Below are 18,675 nucleotides of genomic sequence, written 5' to 3'. Positions count from 1 at the left end.
GTACGGGTCAGTCCAGCCTGATCTCGACCGCCGCTCCCCGGCCGGTCGCGTCAATCACCTGAATGCGCGAAAACCCCGGCCCCAGCGTCGACAGCATCGCATCGCGGCGGCGCACACCGGTCAACACCGGCGCGCCGTTCACCAGCACCGTCATCGGCAGGACACCGGCCCGCCATTTCAGCGGAATGCCATCGCCGCTTTGCCGCAGGACCGCGCCGTCGGGCGGGAATGTGACCATGGGTGCGCGGGCATCGCCGGTAAATGCCGCGTCACGGGGCCGGAACCGCTGCAAGGGCTTGGGCAGGGAGGCCGTGCTGAGGATCAGGGTTTCGGGCGGTGGCACCGGCAGCGGGCTGCGCGTTGCGGCCAGACGGCCAAAGGTCTCGAACAGGAGGGGCGCGGCAAGGTCGCCGCCGAATGCACCGGGCACCGGGGTGCCATCCGGCCTGCCAAGCCAGACGCCGACCACATGGGCGCCGTCAAACCCGATGGCCCAGGCATCGCGGTGCCCATATGACGTCCCGGTCTTGTAGGCGATCTGCCCCGGGCGCGCCGCCGTGCCGGGCGGCGGGGTGATACCGGCAAGGATATGACCTACCTGCCAGGCCGCCGCCCGCGACATCATGCGCCGCTCGGGCTGCTTTTCGGTGCCTTTGCGCCAGACCAGCGGCTGCGCCCTCCCGCCGGAGGCAAGGCCCGCATAAAGCTGCACCATGTCATTCAGCGTCAGCCCCACGCCGCCCAGCGCCACCGCCAGACCCGGCTTGCCCGACAGCTGCGGCCGGGCGCCGCCTTGTCTCAGGCTGGCCATCAGCCGGGCCGGGCCCAGTTCCTGCGTCAGCAGGACGGGCGGGATGTTCAGGGACAGTTGCAGCGCCTCGCGCACCGTCAGTTCGCCGCGGTACTGGCCATCGAAGTTCTGCGGCGCATAGCTGCCGAAAGCCACCGGTGAATCGTCGATCAGCGTGTCGGGATGCGCCAGCCCCTGATCAAAGGCCAGCCCGTAGATGAAGGGTTTCAGGGTGGATCCGGGTGACCGGACGGCCCGCGTCATATCGACAAAGCCCAGCGCCCCATCCTCGGCCGCATAGGCCGGTGACCCGACAGAAGCGAGGATGTCTCCGCTGCGATGATCGGCAACGACGATGGCCGCCGAAACGCCACGCGGCTGGCCCTTGACCGCCCGCCGCGCCAGCGCCTCTACCTGCCGCTGCATCCCGGCATCCAGTGTCAGGTCATGGCGCGGGGCCAGCGGGTCTTCCCGCCGGGCCGCATCCGCCAGATGCGGGGCCAGCCGGACCATGGGTTTCATCGCCGTGGGGATTGCCGCCTTCAAATCCTGCTCCGGTGCATCGAGGCGCGTCAGCACACGATCCCGTGCGGCGCGGGCCTCCGCCGGGTGGCGGTCGGGGCGGCGGGTTTCCGGCGATTGCGGCAGCGCCACCATCAGCGCCGCTTCGGCCTGGGTCAGTCGCGCGGGCGCCTTGCCGAACCAGGCGAGGGTTCCGGCCCGCAGCCCTTCCAGCGGGCCGCCATAGGGCGCGTGGTTCAGGTAAAGCTCCAGTATCTGCGCCTTTGTCAGCCGCCGCTCAAGCGCCAGCGCCACGCGGACCTGACGCATCTTGCCCGGCCAGCGCCCGGTCCCCGAGTTCTCCAGCAACCGCGCGACCTGCATCGTCAGGGTGGAGCCGCCGGACCGGATTTCCTGCTGCCAAAGGGCCTGCGCCGCCGCACGCAGCAGCGCAACGGGGTCGACACCGGCGTGTCGGTAAAACCGCTTGTCCTCATAGGTGACCAGCATGTCCAGGTAACCGGCATCGACCTGATCAAGGCGCAATGCCAGGCGGACACGACCGTTTTCCACCGGGAACACCCGCATCAGCGCGCCGTGACGGTCATGCACCTCGACCGAGGTTTCAACCAGCACCGGCGGCAGCACCGTCGCCGCCACCCATCGGTCGAACCCGTCACGCAGACCGGCGGCCAGCCCTAGCGCAACCACCAGGGCGAAAAGACCATAGCGCCGGATCATGGCGTAACCGTCACCTCGCCGGTATCGGTGTTGGCGCGGTATTCGGGGCGGTACATGTCCTCGACCGTGGCGGCAGGATGGTGATAGGCACCCGGCGTCACCGCGCGCACCATATAGGCAAGGCGGAACGGCTCCGCGCTGCTGTGATTCACCGCTGCGATAAAGCGGTCACTGCGGAATTCGGCATTCTCCGCCTCCGCCGTCTGCAACCAGTCTAGGCTGCTGACCTCGCCCCCGCGCAACAGGTTCGGATTGTCGATCTCAAAGCCTGCGGGCAGCGGATCGTCCACGATCAGACGCGCCCCCACGTTCTCGAAAGGTGTCACCGTGATCACCACCACCAGCCGGTCACCCGAGGCAACCGGCCCGCTGACCGGCGCACCTTCGGGGGTGAAATAGCTTCGATCAATCGCATAGCCGTAGCCATCCGCCGCCGGCGGCACCTGCGGCACGCCATAGGCCGTCATGGTGATGTCGATGGGCGTGGCGCTGATGTTTTCGATCACCGACAGGCCCGATTGCCGGTCGCTCAGCCGTTTGATCACCGGCCCACGCGCCTCCTCACCGTCCACGCGCAGTGATGGCACCGCATCGGGTGAAGCAAGCGCATGGGCCGCCATCACCACCTGCGCGGCCTCCTGCGTCGACAGGCGCTTGTCCTCATTACGCACCCAGGAGATCAGCGTGGCAGGCTCAACCGCATTGCTGCCCGCCTCCGCGCTCAGCTTGAGCACGGCGGCGGTGTCCCGCAGGCTGGTGCCGAAGTCGGCACGATAGATGCGCCGCTGGTCCCTGTCGCGCAGCAACAGCACCCCCGCACGCCGGAACATCGCATCGGCGCGCACCGGATCGCCATAGGCGGCCAGCGCCGCGCCAATCTGGGCGGCAGCCAGCGGTGTGCCGAAATCATCGGCCTTTGTGTCAGCATAATATCGCAGATCACCCATGTTCGCCGCCCCCTCGCGGGCAAGCACCAGCAAGGCATAGGCGACGTCTTCGCCCCCGTTGTCGAAATCCGGGGCATAGGCGATGCGGTTGCGCAGGTTGTCCATGGCGATACCAAAGGCGGTATCGGGCACCTCGTAACCTTCACCCCGGGCCCGGGACAGGAAATCCGTCACATAGGCGTCCAGCCAAAATTCCCCCGAGGAGGCATTCCAGAGGCCGAAGGCCCCGTTGCTGGACTGCCGGGTCAGCACGCGCGCAATTGCAGCGTCGATCTTGGCGCGAATGCGCTCCGGCTCGCCCAGTCCGGCGGCTTCGGCCATGGATGACAGGTACAGCAGCGGCATCGCCGCCGATGTCACCTGTTCGGTACAGCCGTAGGGATAGCGATCCAGCTGCCGCAGCAGCCCCGGCACGTCGAAACGCGCCAGTGGTCCGGCCGTCAGGGTCGCCTCGCCCGTGCCGGGGCGCATGCCGGCAAAGACGTTGTTGTCGAAAGTAAAGGTCTCGCCCACGCCCAGCGCGAATTTGCGGGTGATGGCAGTTTCAGGATCGTTGTCACGCACCGGCATGGTCAGCACCTTGCGCAGGGTGGTGCCATCGGGGGTCTGCAGACTGACGGTAATCAACGGGTCGCCAATCTCGCGCCCGGTCACCGGTATCTCCAGACGCAGGGTGCCGTCCCGGTCCAGACTGACCCGCTGCGGCACATCCCCCAGGGCCACGGCGGCATCGGCCACCACGCTTAGCGGCATGTCACCTGCGGGGCCTTCGGCATGGACGAATTCCAGCAGCAGGCGGCTGTCGTCACCCGGGGCCAGGAACCGCGGCAGGGAGGCGGTGACCACAACCGGATCACGCGCGATCACATCCGTGTCGGCATCCCCCACGGCGCTGCCGGACCAGGCAACCGCCATCAGCTTGATCGTGCCGTTGAAGGAGGGCTTGATGATCTCGACCTCGGCCCGGCCATCGGGGCCCACGGCCACCGGACCGGCGAAGAAAGCCATCAGTTCCTCGGTCGGCGGCGGCGATTGCACCTGCGACCCGCCGGATGCATCCCCGCCCGAGCGGACCGCCCCCAGCGCGCCGTTCATCCCGTCGATGAGACGGCCATAGACATCGCGCATCTCGACGCCCAGCCGCCGTTGGCCAAAGTAATGGCCGTTCACGTCCGGCGCTTCGAACCGGGTGAGGTTCAGAATGCCCTGATCCACAGCCGCAAGGGTGACATATGCCGTCTCTCCCGGTTGCACGCCTTCGACCAAAACGGCGGCACGCATGGTGCCTGCCTGACCGTCCACTACCGCGGGGGTATCAAAGCTGACCTGCAGCTGCTTTTGCCCCGGCTCCACCGCGGCATGAACCAGCCCAAGACTGCGCGCCGGGTTCAGGCCCGCGCCCACATCCATGCCCCGCAGCACCGAAGCGGTCACATAGGCCCCGCTGCCCCAATCCTCCGTCACGGTCAGGGGCAGCACGTTCTCGCCCCTGGTCACGGCGACAACCTTGCGCTCGATCACCCGGTTGGACAGCACCGTCAGGATCGCGACACCATCGCCATCGGCCATCAGCCGCACCTGCACCGGATCGCCCACCGCAAAGACATCGGCATTGAGCGACATTTCCAGCCGGTCCGGCGTGTCGGTCTCGCCATCGCCCCCGTACCAGCCCGAATAGAACTGCACCGAGGACACCGCATAGGGCGTGCCAATGCGTTCCACGAGCAGCTCATATTCGCCCCATTGCGTCGGCGCGCTGATCCGCGCGGGTTCGGCCCCCAGCGCTGCCTCGCCGGTCGCGGCGCGGATGCGGCGCACGGTCGGCTCCCATTCCCAGCTGCCGTATTGCTGATACCATTGATAGCGCGTCTCGACCTTGTTCAGGGTCCAGCGGACCTGCATCGGGGCAGTGTCCCCCTGGGGTGTCACCGCGATCAGGTCAAATCCGGCATCGCCACCCTCTGGCAGGGTCCCCTCGAAGGCCGGTTTGATCCCGATCATCGTGGCCTGCGGCGTGACCGGTTGGGTCAGGCGGCGTTCGACCGGGCGGCCGGACCCTTCGGAGACCTGCAGGATGATCGCGGCCTCCAGCGGCAGCCCGGGGTCCTCATCAAGGGTGGGGAATTTCAACGCCAGCGTTGCTGTGCCTGCCGCATCGGTCACCGTGTCGTCCAGCGCAGAGGTGCGGGTGCCAAAGGCCGCATCATGCGGACCAAAGCTGTAACGCGCCCATCCCGGCAGGGACCGCGTTGCCCGCAGGCGCAGGTCGCCACGCACCGGCAGGTCGGCCCCCGGTGCACCGAACAGATAGCGCACATCCACCCGCAGGGGCGGGCGGCTGGCCAGCGTCAGGGGGGCGTCGGGCAGGGTCATCTCGAAATCGAGGCGCTCTGGCAGGAAATCCTCCACCAGCACGGTCTGGCTGGCCAGTGGCGGGGCATCCACATCCGACAGCACGTCGATGCGCCAGGCACCGCGCGGCACATCCCCGCCCAGCGGCAGGGCAAAGACATGGCCGCCGACCTTGGCATTCTGGCTGAGGTGGCGGAAATATTCGACGCCGTCGGGCCGCCTGAGGATCGCTGTCACCGGCAGGTCCGTCAGCGCAGCGGCCTGCCCGTCACGGGTCAGGGCAGTGGCATAGATCGTCTCGCCCACGCGATACGCGCCCCGGTCCGTCGTCAGGAACGTGTCGATGGGCGGCGCGGGCGGATTGCCCTCCACCCCACGGTCGGACAGATCGAAGGCCGGATCGGTCAGCGGCAGGAAGGCGATATCCGCCGTGCCATCCTCTGCCACCAGCAGCGCCGGTGCTGCGGCACCGGACCCGCGCGTCAGACCGGCGGCAAAACTGGCAAAACCCTCCGCATCGGTGGTCACCTCCCCCAGCACCGCGTTGGCGCGGGAAATCAGGCTTACCCGGATGCCCGCGCGCGGCGTGGCATCGGCCAGACGCCGCACAGCCACATGCAGCCCGTCGACACCGGACCAGGTCGACAGCCCCAGATCGGAGAGCACGAACCACTGGGTTGCCGCCGGATGGTCATAGGGGTCCTGCCCGGGCACCGCGGCGCTGAGCGCATAGATACCCGCAGGCTTGTCAGCCAGCACATCGCCCATCGGCAGCCGCGTTGTCATGTCCATATTCAGCTCGTTCCGGGTCTCGCCCTTGCCGCGCCAGACCTCCTGGGCAAGATCGCTGGAAAACTGCTCCTGCTCATAATAGCTGAGCGGACGGCCAAAATAGCTTTCCCGGATCGTGCGGACCAGATTGCGGTCGCTGACACGCAGCAACACGAGATCCAGATCGGTGACATTGACCGTCTCGACCGGCAAGGCGGCATCCGCCGCGCGTGGCAGCACGTAGGCACGGCCCGGAAACCGCACCTGCGGATCGCGGTCACGTATGTAAAGCCCGAGGCGCACATCCTTGTGCAATGTCTCACCGCTTTGCGCCGGCAGACCCTTGCGAAAGGTCACGTCATAGCGCGTTCCGTGTTCCACACCGTCGATGCACAGCTGGCTTTCGTCAGCCTGCACAACCAGACCGCGCTGCTCGACCTGGACGAAGGGTTCATAATCCTGCCCCACCTGCACCAGCTTTTCCGAGAATTCGGCACAGATGCGCGGGGCGGCGGCATTGTTGTCCACCCGGTGCTCCGTGATGCGAAAACCGTATTTTCCGATCGCATCGTCCAGTGCGGTTTCCAGCTCCTCCCGTGGCGACAGCGACAGCGCCAGCCGCAGCGCCGGGATCATGTCACGCCCGCGGCGGTTCTCCTCAAGCGCCAGTGCCATCGCCGACAGGGCATCGACCTGAACCGCCACATTATCCGCGCGCAGATAGGCGTTGGTCGCCGCCCGCAGCGCAACCCGGTTGCGCTCTGCCCGCTCGCTGTTGCGCAGCTGCTGCGCCCGCACCAGCGACAGCCGCGCCATGCGCGCCCACAGGTCGGCCCGATCGGTCGCCGCAACCGCCTTGCCCGCCCATGCCAGCGCATTTTCCGTATTGCCTGCCTGTTGCGCGCCGGTCATTGCGGCAATCAGGTCATCCGCCGTTTCCGGCCCAAAGGAATACCGCCGCGCATTGCTTGCGACCAGCGCCCGTGCATCTACCAGGTCTCTGCTGTCCAGGAACGACAGATCTGCCGCGCGCGCCGCTGCGATGGCCAAAACCGCCGGATCGGTCGCCACCTTGCGCGCCGACATGGCCCCCTCGTAGGGCTGCCGGTCGGATATGCCGGATTTCGGGAAACAGGCATTCGACCGCGCGTTGAAGGTAAAGGCGACGCAGGCATCCTGCGCGGAACAGGCACGCTGGCAGGCGTCCTGCGTGGTATCAAAAAGGTTGGTCAGGTCCGCGCCGTAAAAATCCACGTCGCGTGAAAACAGGAAACGATGCTCGGGCACCGCAGTTTGCGCCCAGAGCGGCCCGGTCAGCAGGAAAAGCAGCAAAAGAGGCAGACGCAGGATGCGGAAAATCGACATGACAAACTCCGGTTCTAAATGCGGCCATGGTCGCATGGCATCCGATTCCCGGCAAGGCTTCGCCATCCATTAGCAAGATGTTCACCATGTCCGGCGAAAGTGCGGGAAACCCGGGCAGAAGCCTTTCGGAGCATGGATGGACTTTGCCAGCAAACTGACGGAGGAACGGCGAAACCGCCTTGCGGCGGAACGGATGCTGGAACTCAAACAGGCGGAGCTTTTTGCCGCCAACCGCAAACTTGGCCTGCACGCCCAGCAATTGTCAGAAGAAATCGTCGAGACGCGGGCCGAAGTCGAGACCATTCGCGGCGAGAACCTGCGCGTCAAATCGGATCTTTCCGCCGCCAACCGGAAAATCGCGCTGACGGAACGACGGCTCTGGCAGTCCATCGAAACGATCAGCGACGGCTTCGCGCTGTTCGATGCCGACAATCAGATGATCATGGCGAACCAGGCCTATCTGTCGATCTTCGACGGGCTGGAGGTCGTGGCGCCGGGGATCAACTACGTCACCATCCTGCAATTGCTCACGGACGAAGGGATTGTGAACACCGAAGGGCTCTCGCCAAAGGAATGGCGTCAGATGATGACCTTGCGGCTGCAGGATCCGGCACCGGCGCCCAAGGTCATCCGGCTGTGGAACGATCAATACATCAAGCTGGTCGATCAACGCGGCTCCGGCGGTGACATGGTGACCCTTGGTCTCAACATCACAGCGACCGTGAATTACGAACAACAACTGGAAGAAGCCCGCGCCAGGGCCGAAAGCGCGACCCGGACCAAGTCTTCTTTCCTCGCCAACATGAGCCATGAGATCAGGACACCGATGAACGGCGTTGTCGGCATGGCCGATGTCCTGACAGAGACCGACCTGACAGAGGAACAGCGGCTATACGTCCAGACCATCAAGAATTCGGGTGAGGCGCTGCTGGTGATCATCAACGACGTGCTGGATTATTCCAAGATCGAGGCGATGAAGCTTGATATCCATCCCGAACCCTTCGACCTGGAGCGTGCCATTCACGAGGTCATGATGCTGTTGCAGCCCCTGGCCCGCGAAAAGGGTCTGAACCTGATGCTGGATTATGACATCTTCATGCCGACCCAGATGGTCGGTGACCCCGGGCGCATCCGGCAGGTGATGACGAACCTGATCGGAAATGCGGTGAAATTCACCGCCCGGGGGCATGTGATGATCCGTGTCACGGGCGTCCCCGATTCGGAAGGCCTGCAAAACCGGGTGCATATCACCGTCGAGGATACCGGCATCGGGATACCGGGGGATCAGCTCGCGCATATCTTCGGGGAGTTCAATCAGGTCGAAAACGAACGCAACCGGCAATTCGACGGCACCGGCCTGGGTCTTGCCATCTGCCAGCGTCTGGTCGAGCTGATGGGCGGCAGCATATGGGTCACCTCCGAAGAGGGACATGGTGCCTGTTTCGGCTTTGAACTGCCCATGGCGACCGGTGCGGTCGCTCTGCCCGACCTTGCGGCCCTGCCTGCCGGGATCGGCCATGTGATGATCGTGGACGACATCGGCACCAATCGCACCATTCTGGAACGGCAACTCAGGCAGTTGGGTGCCACGGTCACCGCCTGTTCAGACGGCGCTCAGGCGCTGGCGGCGATATCGTCGCAGATTGACGTGATCCTGACCGATCACAACATGCCCGGCATGGACGGCATGGAACTGGCCCGCGCCCTGCGTGACGGCGGCCATGATGCGCCGATCCTCCTGCTCAGCTCCAATCCCGACCTTGCGGAACAGGATCCGGCAAACACGTTGATTCAGGACGTGCTGCAAAAACCGGTGCCACGCGCGACCCTCTTTGCCCGGCTGGCCGCGCTTGGCAGCGGGGCGGAGGGCCCCGGCCCTGCAGAACTGCGGCCGATGCGCATTCTCGCGGCGGAAGACAACAGGACCAATCAGCTTGTTTTCAGCAAGATGATCAAGACGCTGGAGGTTGAACTGACATTTGCCAACAACGGCGAGGAAGCGGTGAAACTGTTCCAGGAGACCGCGCCAGACCTGATTTTCATGGACATTTCCATGCCCGGTATGGACGGGAAAGAAGCCACCCGTGCGATCCGCCGGTTGGAAAAGGAGACCGGCGGGCATGTGCCGATTGTGGCCCTGACCGCACATGCAATGGACGGCGACGACCACGGCATTCTGGCCGCCGGGCTGGATCACTATCTGACCAAACCCCTGCGCAAACCCGACATCCTGGGCCGGATCAGGGCGGCGCATGGGCCGGGCATGATCCCGCCCTTGCCCGCAGAAAGCGATCAGGCCGCCGGGTAGGGCCGCAGGAATACCGGCTTTTCAGGCGTCGATGCGCCGCGCTGCCAGACATAGCCGCCGGTGTCGAAATCGCGGATCGCCTCGGGGTCGGTCAACCGGTTCTGAATAATGAAACGGGCCATCGCACCGCGCGCCTTCTTGGCGAAGAAGCTGACGATCTTCGGCCCTTTGCCGTCGCCCTTGTCTTCCATGAATTGCGGTGTGATCACCCGCAGTTTCAGAGCGCTGGGCGCAACCGCGCCAAAGTATTCCTGGCTGGCGCAATTGATCAGCACCTCGCTGCCGATGGCCTGTGCCTGGGCGTTCAACGCCTTTGACAGCGTATCGCGCCAATAGTCATAAAGGTTGGTCCCACGCCGCGTCTTCAGCCTGCTGCCCATTTCCAGACGGTAAGGCTGGATGGCATCCAGCGGGCGCAGCACACCGTATAGCCCGGACAGGATGCGCAAATGGTCCTGCGCCCAGATCATTTCCTCCGCATCAAGGCTGCCTGCCTCAAGCCCCTGATAGGTATCGCCGGCAAAGGCCAGCGCCGCAGGGCGCGTGACATCCGCTGCCGGGGCCTCTTCGAAGGCCTGGAACCGGTCCCGGTTCAGCCGCGCGAGGTCGTCCGACAGGTCCATGAGGCCCTTCAGCTTGCCCAGTGTCAGGTTGCGCGCGGTCCTGGCCAGCCGCACGGCATCCTCCTGAAAATCGGGCTGTGTCGTCGCCACTTCGCGCGCGTCCCAGTCCAGTCTCTTGGCAGGCGAAATCACCACCAGCATCGGCCCACTCCCCTTGATGTGCCACCGACCTACCGCGCAGGCCCGGAAAGGTCCAGAATGCCAGATGCACTTTTGACCGCACCCCGCTCAGGCCCGTGCCTGCTGACAGAAATTGTCGCTACCCTCGGCTAGGATGTTCACATCCCGCAATGTGAAAGGACAAATCCATGCTGACCCTCTACCACGGCCCCAATACCCGCTCGTCCCGCATCATCCGCCTGCTGATGGAAATGGAAGTGCTCGATCAGGTCGAGGTTCGTGTCGTCGGGCTGATCCGCCAGGGCAACATCGGCGCGCCGGACCCGGCCAATCCGCACCCCGAGGGCAAGGTTCCGCTTCTGGTTCACGACGGCACGGCGATCCGTGAAAGCAATGCAATCATGCTCTATCTCACCGATCTTTTCGACAGTCCGATGGGCATTCCCATCGGCGACCCCCGGCGCGGCGAATACCTCAGCTGGCTGGCCTACTACGGCAATGTCGTCGAACCGGTTCTGGTGGGCAAATTCGCCGAAATCGATCATCCCGCCTACTTCGCAACGTTCCGTGGCCTGACCGAGATGGGTCAACGGCTGGCAGAAGCGCTGGCGGACCGACCTTTCCTGTTGGGCGACCGCTTTACCGCAGCCGATCTTATCATGGTCTCGGCCTTCACCTTTGCACCGCAGATGGCCCCGGATATCCCTGCCGTGCGGCAATGGATCGAGCGGTGTCAGGCACGACCATCAGCTGCGGCCCTGCAAAAACACGAAGAGGCGCTGGCAGCCGAAACCTCGGCCGCCTGAAACCGCTCTACCGTTCCGAAAGAATATCCAGGAACGCCGCGCCGAACCGTTCGGCGCGGCGTTCGCCCAGCAAACGCTCCAGCGCCGCGTCATCCGCATTGTGCATCTGCGCCACCTTGGCCAGCAGGGACGCGGAGCAGCTTAATGGTTTCTCCGTGCCCTCTTCGCCGCGCGCCAGATCCGCCTGCACTGCCAGCAACCGGTCATAGACCGATCCCGCCGAGCGGCCCGCCAGCTTGCGCCGGGTGGGGTGCATCGCTTCGGCCTCGCCGTTGATGACGCGCAGGAAATCCGCGCCGTAGTTCTCCAGCTTCTTGGCCCCGACCCCACCGATGCGCGCCATCCCGTCCAGGTCGCGGGGGCGCGTCTCGGCCATTTCGATCAAGGTGCGGTCGGTAAAGATGATATAGGCAGGCACCTTGGCCGCTTCAGCCAGCGCGCGCCGCTTGGCCTTGAGCGCAGAGAGCAGAGGTGCATCCTCTTCGCTGACCATCGCCTTGACCGCCGGGCGGCGTGACCCGCCGGCAGCCTTGATCGTGTCGCGGCGCAGGCTGATCTCCGCTTCGCCGCGCAGGATCGGCAGGGCGGCATCTGTCATGCGCAATGCGCCGTGGCGTTCCGGGTCGGGTCGGATCAGGTCGTGGCCCATCATCTGCCGGAACACGGCCTGCCACTGGCGGCGGTCATATTCCCCGCCCACGCCGAATGTCGGCAGACCGTCGTGGCCGCGTGCCTTTACCTTGTCGGTCTCGACCCCGAGCAGAATGTCGATCAGATGGCCCGCGCCGAACCATTCTTCGGTGCGCAGGATCGCGGACAGGGCCTTGCGCACCGCCGTGGTGCCGTCAAAGACCTCCGCCGGCGTGTCGCAAAGGTCGCAGCGCCCGCAGGTCACGTCATGTTCATCAAAATAGGCCAGCAACTGTTTGCGCCGGCAGGTCAGCGCCTCGGCCAGGCCCAGAAGAGCGTTCAGCCGCGCATGGTCCGCCGCACGGCGCTCAGGCGGGGCCAGCCCCTCGTCGATCTGGGAGCGGCGCAGGCGGATGTCATCGGGGCCGAACAGGGTCAGCGTTTCCGCCGGGGCGCCGTCGCGGCCCGCACGACCGATTTCCTGGTAATAGGCCTCGATCGACTTGGGCAGGTCGGCATGGGCCACCCAGCGGATATCCGGCTTGTCCACGCCCATGCCAAAGGCCACCGTGGCGCAGACGATCAACCCATCTTCCTGCTGGAACTGTCGCTCCGCGATGCGCCGGTCCTCGGCCTCCATCCCGCCGTGATAATGGATCGCTTTCTGCCCCGCCTCACGCAGCGCCCTTGCAATGCCTTCGGTCTTGGCCCGCGTGCCGCAATAGACGATGCCGGATTGACCGGGCCGGGCCGCGGCAAAGTTCAGGATCTGGTCACGCGGCTTGTTCTTGGCGGCAAAGGCCAGGTGGATGTTGGGACGGTCAAACCCCCGCAGGAAGGCGCGCGGCGCCTGCCCGTCAAACAGCTTTTGCACGATCTCTGTCTGAGTCTCGGCATCTGCCGTGGCGGTGAAGGCCGCCAGTGGCACATCCAGCGCGCGGCGCAGCTCTCCGATGCGCAGGTAGTCGGGGCGAAAGTCATGGCCCCATTGGCTGACGCAATGCGCTTCATCCACCGCAATCAGGTTGACACCGACCCGGCGCAACATGCCGGTCACCGATCCGGCCGCCAACCGCTCGGGCGCCATGTAAAGCAGCCGCAGCGTTCCGGCCTCCAGCCCCTCCCAGACGGCATCGGTCTCTTCGGGGGTGTTACCGCTGGTCAGGGCGCCTGCGCCCACACCCGCCTCCTGCAAGGCGCGAACCTGATCGCGCATCAGCGCGATCAGCGGCGAGATGACCACCGTCACCCCGTTGCGCAGCAGGGCAGGCATCTGGAAACACAGGGATTTCCCGCCACCCGTGGGCATGATCGCCAGCACGTTCTCACCCGCTGTCACCGCCTCGACGATCTCCTGCTGGCCGGGGCGAAAGGCATCAAAGCCGAATACGTCACGTAGCAGCGCGGTCGCGCCCGATGCGGTGGCGGTCATGAAAAACCCTGTTGGATAAACTGTTATGCCACGCAGAATCCCACAGCGGCCCGGGGGGAACAACCCCGTTTAAAGCGCCCGATCTTTTATCTGAATCATCGTGACACGAATGTCCCGAGAACGCCGCAGGCGTGGCAGGGTATTCTTGTCACAGGTTTAAGGTCGGGCGCTATAGGCCTGGCAGTCAGCTAAAATGCGGTTCAGTAGAACATCGGCGCATTGTTCACCAGGACGATGCGAAGCACCGCAACCGCGATCAGCACGACCAGCGGGGCAAGGTCGAGCCCGCCCATTGGGGGAATGATCTGCCGCACACGGGAATAGACCGGTTCCAGCAGCCGGTTGAGGCCGTCCCAAATCTGCGCCACCAGCGGCTGCCGCAGGTTCAGCACCTGGAAATTGATCAGCCACGACATGATCACATGCGCGATGACGATGAAATAGACGATGTTCAGCAGCAACATCAGGATCTGGAACAACGACGTCATGGGCGGCCCTTTCTTGCGATTGCGGCAGAGGTAAGCACAGAAGCACAAATACACAAGAGTGCCGCAAGGTTCATGGTTGACCCTTGCCTGCATAGTTGCACCTGTCGGGCAAAGGAGTCTGCCCATGTTCCCATTTGTCCGCGTCATCTGGCATGTGTTGAAAGCGCGGCGCCAGCCGCCCCTTGCAACCCTGACCGAGGCCCACATCAGCCGGCATATGTGCTGGCCGCACGATCTGGACTTCTGGCTGGAACTGAACAACGGCCGCGCCCTGTCGCTTTATGACATCGGACGCATCGCCATGGCGCAGCGGGGCGGGCTGATCGACGTTTTGCGGCGCGAGCGCTGGGGCCTGACAATGGCCGGATCGTCGACCCGTTTCCGGCGGCGCATCCACGGCTTCGAAAAGTTCGAAATGCGCAGCCGCGCCGTATGCTGGGACGACAAGTTCATCTACCTTGAACAGAGCATGTGGAAAACCAACGGCGAATGTGCAAGCCATGTTCTCTACCGGGCTGCCGTGACGGACAGTAACGGCATCATCCCCCCGCAACGGGTGCTGGAGGCGATGGGGCAGGAAGCGGTTTCCCCCGAAATGCCCCATTGGATCAGCGAATGGTGCAAGACCGAGGCACTGCGCCCCTGGCCCCCGATGCCCGATGTCGTGCCAGCCCATCCATAGCCGGTTTTCCGGGCGCGGCTGATCAGCCGCACACCGGATCCGCAACTCCGCAAAGCCGGCCCGGCCAAAAGCAATTCTTGCGAAAGATGCGCCTTCCTGCTCTACCCTTCCGCAACGGAAACGGGGGGCTACATGGCGACGATCACAGCGCGTAAACGCATTTGGGGCTGGTATTTCTTCGACTGGGCCAGCCAACCCTACAATACGCTGATGCTGACCTTCATCTTCGGCCCCTATTTCGCGCAGACCGCGACAGCCGCCCTTGTCGCGGACGGCATGGCGCTGGATGTGGCAAAGGCGCAGGCCCAGGCCTATTGGGGTTACGGTCTGACCGCGACAGGCATCCTGATCGCCCTGCTGGCCCCGGTCCTGGGTGCGGTTGCGGATAGTTCGGGCAAGCGCATGCCCTGGATCTGGCTCTTTTCGGCACTTTACGTGATCGGCTCGGCCGGCCTGTGGTGGACGGCACCGCAGGATTTCTCGATCCTCTGGGCCCTGTTCTTTTTCGGCATCGGCCTGATCGGGATGGAGTTTGCCACGATCTTCACCAATTCCTACCTGCCAGAGCTTGACCAGGACCCCGGTGAACGCGGGCGTATTTCCGGCTCCGGCTGGGCATTCGGCTATGTCGGCGGGGTGGTGGCGCTGATGCTGATGATCGCCCTGTTCCAGGCAGGCGACAGCGGCAAGACGATGGCGGGCATGGCACCGCTCTTTGGCCTCGACACCGCGACAAAGGCCGACACCCGTATCGTCGGACCGCTGACAGCCATCTGGTATGTGCTCTTCATGATCCCCTTCTTCCTCTATACGCGCGATATCCCGAAACCGAACCCGGTGCGTTATGAACTGGGCAAGGGGCTGTCGGACCTCGCGCGCACCCTGCGCAACCTGCCGCGCCATCCGTCGCTGATGGCCTACCTCGGTTCCTCCATGTTCTACCGCGATGCGCTGAACGGCATGTACACCTTCGGCGGCATCTACGCGCTGGGGGTCTTGAACTGGAGCATTATCGACATCGGCATCTTCGGCATTCTCGCCGCCATCTCGGGCGCGATATTCTGCTGGATCGGCGGACGCGTGGACCGGCGCGTGGGGCCGATGCCGGTCATCATCTTCTGCTGTGTGACGCTGATCCTGACCGCCATCCTGATCATCTCGCTCACCCCGACATCCGTGATGGGCATCGACGTGGGTGCCGGATCCGCGCTGCCCGACATCACCTTCTATCTCGCCGGTGCGCTGATCGGCGCGGCGGGCGGTGCGTTGCAGGCGTCATCACGCAACATGCTGACCCGTCAGGGTAACCCCGACCGCATGACCGAGAGCTTCGGCCTCTATGCGCTGTCGGGCAAGGCCACCTCCTTTCTTGCGCCAATGCTGATTGCGGTGATGAGCGATGTGACCGACAGCCAGCGGCTGGGCATTACCCCCGTGGTGGGGCTGTTCATCATCGGGCTGATCCTGTTAGCATGGGTCAAGCCAAACGGAGATTTCTCGAAATGATCCTGACCCGCATCCTCGGAACTGCCGCCATTGCCTTTGCCCTCGCCTCGTGCGGTGGCGGATCGCGCGACATCAGCGGCAACCGCGAAGCGCTGCCGACCATCGGCTCCTCCGGCGGCGCCCTGTCCAATGTCGAGGCGAAACGGCTTTTCGGCGCAAAGAGCTTTGCCTCCACGCAATCGCCCGCTGCTTACGGCAGCTATGCCAAGGGATGCCTGGCCGGCGGCGTGGAACTGCCCGAAACCGGGCCGACCTGGCAGGCCATGCGCCTGTCGCGCAACCGCAACTGGGCGCACCCCGAAACCATCGACATGGTCAAGAAACTCTCCGCCTATGCCGCGACGCAGCCGGGCTGGGCCGGGCTCTATATCGGTGACATGAGCCAGCCGCGCGGCGGCCCGATGCTGACCGGCCACCGCAGCCACCAGATCGGCCTGGATGCCGACATCTGGATGCTGCCGCCCAAATCGCTGGGCCTCAGCCGCCAACAGCGCGAAAGCATCTCTTCCGTCTCCCTGCGACGTGCGGAAGGGGCCTATGTGAACAGTTCCTGGACACAGGCCCACCACAATATCATCAAGGCCGCCGCCAAGGATCCCCGCGTCGAACGGATCTTTGTCTTCCCCGGTGCCAAGGTGCAGATGTGCGCCGATGAAAAGGGTGACCGGGGCTATCTGCGCAAGATCCGCCCCTGGTACGGCCACCATTATCATTTTCACGTCCGCCTCGCCTGTCCCAAGGGCGCGCGCGGCTGTGTCAACCAGACGCCACCGCCAGCCGGTGACGGCTGTGCCGATGCGGTGCAGTGGCAGCAGAACATCCTGAACCCGCCACCGCCCAAGAAGGCCGACCCGGACGCACCGCCCCCGAAAAAGCGGCGCGAGCTGGTGCTGGCCGACCTGCCGGCACAATGCAAATCCGTCCTCGAAAACTGATCCTGTCCATCGCGGCGGCCCTGGCCTGTGCATCCCTCGCACAGGCCGAGGGGCTGCGCCTGACGTCCAATGTCCTTTGGTCCCTGCCGGACCCCTGGTTCGGCGGCTTTTCCGGGATGGAGATCGGCGCGGATGGCAACACCGCCTATCTGGTGACGGACCGGTCCAGCCTGGTCCGTGTCAGGCTGATCCGCCGCGCGGGACAGATTACCGCCATCCAGACCCTCAGCCGCAAACCGCTGGCGTACCTCAGCGGTAAGCCGCTGCGCAACAACGCCGCCGATTCCGAAGGTCTGGCGATTTCGGCGGATGGCGCCGCCTATGTCTCCTTTGAACATGATCACCGGGTCGGACGCGTGAACCTTCAAACCGGGGCCGCGGGCCGCCTGCCCGATCACCCGGATTTCGCAGGCTTTCCCCGCAACAACGGGCTCGAAGCGCTGGCAGTCCACCCCGATGGAAGCCTCTTCGCCATTCCGGAAAACAGAGGTCCAGAACGCGATGGTTTCCCCATCTACCGCTTTGACGGCAAGCGCTGGCGCGTGACCGGGCATATCCCCCGGCGCGGCCCCTTCCTGCCGGTCGGCGCGGATTTCGACGCGGATGGTCTGCTCTATCTGGCCGAACGCACCGTGACGCCGCTGGGCTTCCGCACCCGTATCCGCCGCTTCAACCTTGCAGCCCCTGGCCTGGGTGAAACCACGCTGCTCACCACCCTGCCCGGACGGTTCGACAACCTGGAATCCCTGAGCCTCTGGCGCGATCCGGCGGGAAACACACGGATCACGATGATCTCCGACGACAACTTCCTGCGCATCCAGCGGACCCAGATCGTCGAATTCGTTCTGACCAAATAACTTGCAAGCACGCCGCTATGCCACTAAAGCCGCCCTGCCCGGGGATGCTCCACGGGCCAAGTCGCCGCACCCTTGCAAAAAACGGTTCAAACATGACACGCACATTTCTCCCCGGCATCCTTGCCATGGCCGCCATCGTCGTGGCCTCCAATATCCTGGTCCAGTTCCTGTTCGGCCAATGGCTGACATGGGGCGCCTTCACCTATCCGCTGGCCTTTCTGGTCACCGACATCATGAACCGCGTCTATGGTGCCTCCGCCGCCCGCCGCGTCGTCATGGTGGGTTTCGTGGTGGGCCTTGTCTGCTCGCTGATCGGCACGCAGATCATGGGTGAATTCGGCCCGCTGGTCACGCTGCGTATCGCCGCCGGTTCCGGCGTCGCATTCCTTGTGGCACAGCTGATCGACGTCTCGGTCTTCGCCGCGCTGCGTGGCGGCAAATGGTGGCGCGCGCCGCTGGTCAGCACGCTGGTCGGCAGCAGCATCGACACCGCGCTGTTCTTTTCCATCGCCTTCGCGGGCAGCCTCAGCTTTATCCACCCGGCCACCGATGTCTCCTGGGCGGCGGAAACGCTGCCGCTTCTTGGCGTTGGCCCCATGGCCCCGCTCTGGGTTTCGCTCGCCATCGCGGATTGGTCGGTAAAACTCTCCATCGCGCTGATCGCGCTGATCCCGTTCCGGATCATCACCGCCCGGCTGACCCGGACGGCCTGAACAGGCTTCTTCATGCCGGAAATACTCAGCGGACATGGGGGATAACCTCCCCCATGCCTAAAAATGAATCACGCGCAGTGCAGCCGCAGCGCAGGATCACGCCTGCTG

At 64.7% G+C, this 18,675-nt stretch carries 12 protein-coding genes; 7 read left to right on the top strand and 5 right to left on the bottom strand.

What is annotated here, in order from left to right; all coding sequences use genetic code 11:
* Positions 1-7 precede the first annotated feature (7 nt).
* Positions 8-2,032 carry a penicillin-binding protein 1C gene (gene pbpC / locus O4H53_RS20850; RefSeq protein ID WP_269366910.1) on the bottom strand — a complete coding sequence of 675 codons (2,025 nt, stop codon included), beginning with the start codon at positions 2,030-2,032 and terminating at the stop codon, positions 8-10.
* Complete coding sequence (locus tag O4H53_RS20845; protein WP_269366907.1) at positions 2,029-7,467, bottom strand: alpha-2-macroglobulin family protein; 5,439 nt, start codon at positions 7,465-7,467, stop codon at positions 2,029-2,031. Before O4H53_RS20845 ends, pbpC begins: the two co-directional genes overlap by 4 nt.
* A 136-nt stretch (positions 7,468-7,603) precedes the next feature.
* On the opposite strand from O4H53_RS20845, the gene O4H53_RS20840 reads away from it, so the two are divergent.
* Complete coding sequence (locus O4H53_RS20840) at positions 7,604-9,775, top strand: response regulator (protein WP_269366905.1); 2,172 nt, start codon at positions 7,604-7,606, stop codon at positions 9,773-9,775.
* Here the strand turns inward: O4H53_RS20840 and yaaA are convergent.
* Positions 9,760-10,539: a peroxide stress protein YaaA gene (gene yaaA, locus O4H53_RS20835; RefSeq protein ID WP_269366903.1), complete on the bottom strand. Its 780-nt coding sequence runs from the start codon at positions 10,537-10,539 to the stop codon at positions 9,760-9,762. The genes O4H53_RS20840 and yaaA overlap by 16 nt on opposite strands.
* Positions 10,540-10,706: 167 nt before the next feature.
* On the opposite strand from yaaA, the gene O4H53_RS20830 reads away from it, so the two are divergent.
* Positions 10,707-11,324 carry a glutathione S-transferase family protein gene (locus O4H53_RS20830; RefSeq protein ID WP_269366901.1) on the top strand — a complete coding sequence of 206 codons (618 nt, stop codon included), beginning with the start codon at positions 10,707-10,709 and terminating at the stop codon, positions 11,322-11,324.
* A gap of 7 nt (positions 11,325-11,331) precedes the next feature.
* Here the strand turns inward: O4H53_RS20830 and recQ are convergent, their stop codons facing one another.
* A complete protein-coding gene (gene recQ, locus O4H53_RS20825) occupies positions 11,332-13,386 on the bottom strand; it encodes a DNA helicase RecQ (RefSeq protein ID WP_269366899.1) in 2,055 nt (684 codons plus the stop codon).
* A gap of 200 nt (positions 13,387-13,586) precedes the next feature.
* Positions 13,587-13,874, bottom strand: a complete 288-nt coding sequence (locus tag O4H53_RS20820; protein ID WP_269366897.1) for a YggT family protein — start codon at positions 13,872-13,874, stop codon at positions 13,587-13,589.
* A 124-nt stretch (positions 13,875-13,998) separates the two neighbouring features.
* Here O4H53_RS20820 and O4H53_RS20815 point away from each other — a divergent pair, with 124 nt between their 5' ends.
* The 5 genes from O4H53_RS20815 to O4H53_RS20795 all read left to right on the top strand — a co-directional run bounded on the left by O4H53_RS20815 (position 13,999) and on the right by O4H53_RS20795 (position 18,567).
* The gene (locus O4H53_RS20815) at positions 13,999-14,556 is read left to right on the top strand and encodes an acyl-CoA thioesterase (RefSeq protein WP_269366895.1); all 558 of its coding nucleotides are present in this window, start codon (positions 13,999-14,001) and stop codon (positions 14,554-14,556) included.
* A 132-nt stretch (positions 14,557-14,688) separates the two neighbouring features.
* On the top strand, positions 14,689-16,062 hold the full coding sequence (locus O4H53_RS20810) for an MFS transporter (RefSeq protein WP_269366893.1): 1,374 nt from the start codon (positions 14,689-14,691) through the stop codon (positions 16,060-16,062).
* On the top strand, positions 16,059-16,997 hold the full coding sequence (gene mepA, locus O4H53_RS20805) for a penicillin-insensitive murein endopeptidase (protein ID WP_269366891.1): 939 nt from the start codon (positions 16,059-16,061) through the stop codon (positions 16,995-16,997). The genes O4H53_RS20810 and mepA overlap by 4 nt, the downstream gene beginning before the upstream one ends.
* Positions 16,973-17,854: an esterase-like activity of phytase family protein gene (locus O4H53_RS20800; protein WP_269366889.1), complete on the top strand. Its 882-nt coding sequence runs from the start codon at positions 16,973-16,975 to the stop codon at positions 17,852-17,854. Before mepA ends, O4H53_RS20800 begins: the two co-directional genes overlap by 25 nt.
* Before the next feature lie 92 nt (positions 17,855-17,946).
* Positions 17,947-18,567, top strand: coding sequence for a queuosine precursor transporter (locus O4H53_RS20795; protein ID WP_269366887.1), 621 nt, complete (start codon positions 17,947-17,949; stop codon positions 18,565-18,567).
* Positions 18,568-18,675 lie beyond the last annotated feature (108 nt).

Origin of the sequence: Sulfitobacter sp. G21635-S1, from assembly GCF_027213915.1 — a bacterium.
GTDB lineage: Bacteria > Pseudomonadota > Alphaproteobacteria > Rhodobacterales > Rhodobacteraceae > Sulfitobacter.
Note: the sequence above shows the minus strand (reverse complement) of the source record. Positions and strands in the feature narration are given on the sequence as shown.

What these genes read in the sequence shown, in the direction of transcription:
- pbpC (WP_269366910.1), bottom strand. Translation starts at nt 2,032, where the DNA reads ATGATCCGGCGCTATGGTCTTTTCGCCCTGGTGGTTGCGCTAGGGCTG.
- O4H53_RS20845 (WP_269366907.1), bottom strand. Translation starts at nt 7,467, where the DNA reads ATGTCGATTTTCCGCATCCTGCGTCTGCCTCTTTTGCTGCTTTTCCTG.
- O4H53_RS20840 (WP_269366905.1), top strand. Translation starts at nt 7,604, where the DNA reads ATGGACTTTGCCAGCAAACTGACGGAGGAACGGCGAAACCGCCTTGCG.
- yaaA (WP_269366903.1), bottom strand. Translation starts at nt 10,539, where the DNA reads ATGCTGGTGGTGATTTCGCCTGCCAAGAGACTGGACTGGGACGCGCGC.
- O4H53_RS20830 (WP_269366901.1), top strand. Translation starts at nt 10,707, where the DNA reads ATGCTGACCCTCTACCACGGCCCCAATACCCGCTCGTCCCGCATCATC.
- recQ (WP_269366899.1), bottom strand. Translation starts at nt 13,386, where the DNA reads ATGACCGCCACCGCATCGGGCGCGACCGCGCTGCTACGTGACGTATTC.
- O4H53_RS20820 (WP_269366897.1), bottom strand. Translation starts at nt 13,874, where the DNA reads ATGACGTCGTTGTTCCAGATCCTGATGTTGCTGCTGAACATCGTCTAT.
- O4H53_RS20815 (WP_269366895.1), top strand. Translation starts at nt 13,999, where the DNA reads ATGTTCCCATTTGTCCGCGTCATCTGGCATGTGTTGAAAGCGCGGCGC.
- O4H53_RS20810 (WP_269366893.1), top strand. Translation starts at nt 14,689, where the DNA reads ATGGCGACGATCACAGCGCGTAAACGCATTTGGGGCTGGTATTTCTTC.
- mepA (WP_269366891.1), top strand. Translation starts at nt 16,059, where the DNA reads ATGATCCTGACCCGCATCCTCGGAACTGCCGCCATTGCCTTTGCCCTC.
- O4H53_RS20800 (WP_269366889.1), top strand. Translation starts at nt 16,973, where the DNA reads ATGCAAATCCGTCCTCGAAAACTGATCCTGTCCATCGCGGCGGCCCTG.
- O4H53_RS20795 (WP_269366887.1), top strand. Translation starts at nt 17,947, where the DNA reads ATGACACGCACATTTCTCCCCGGCATCCTTGCCATGGCCGCCATCGTC.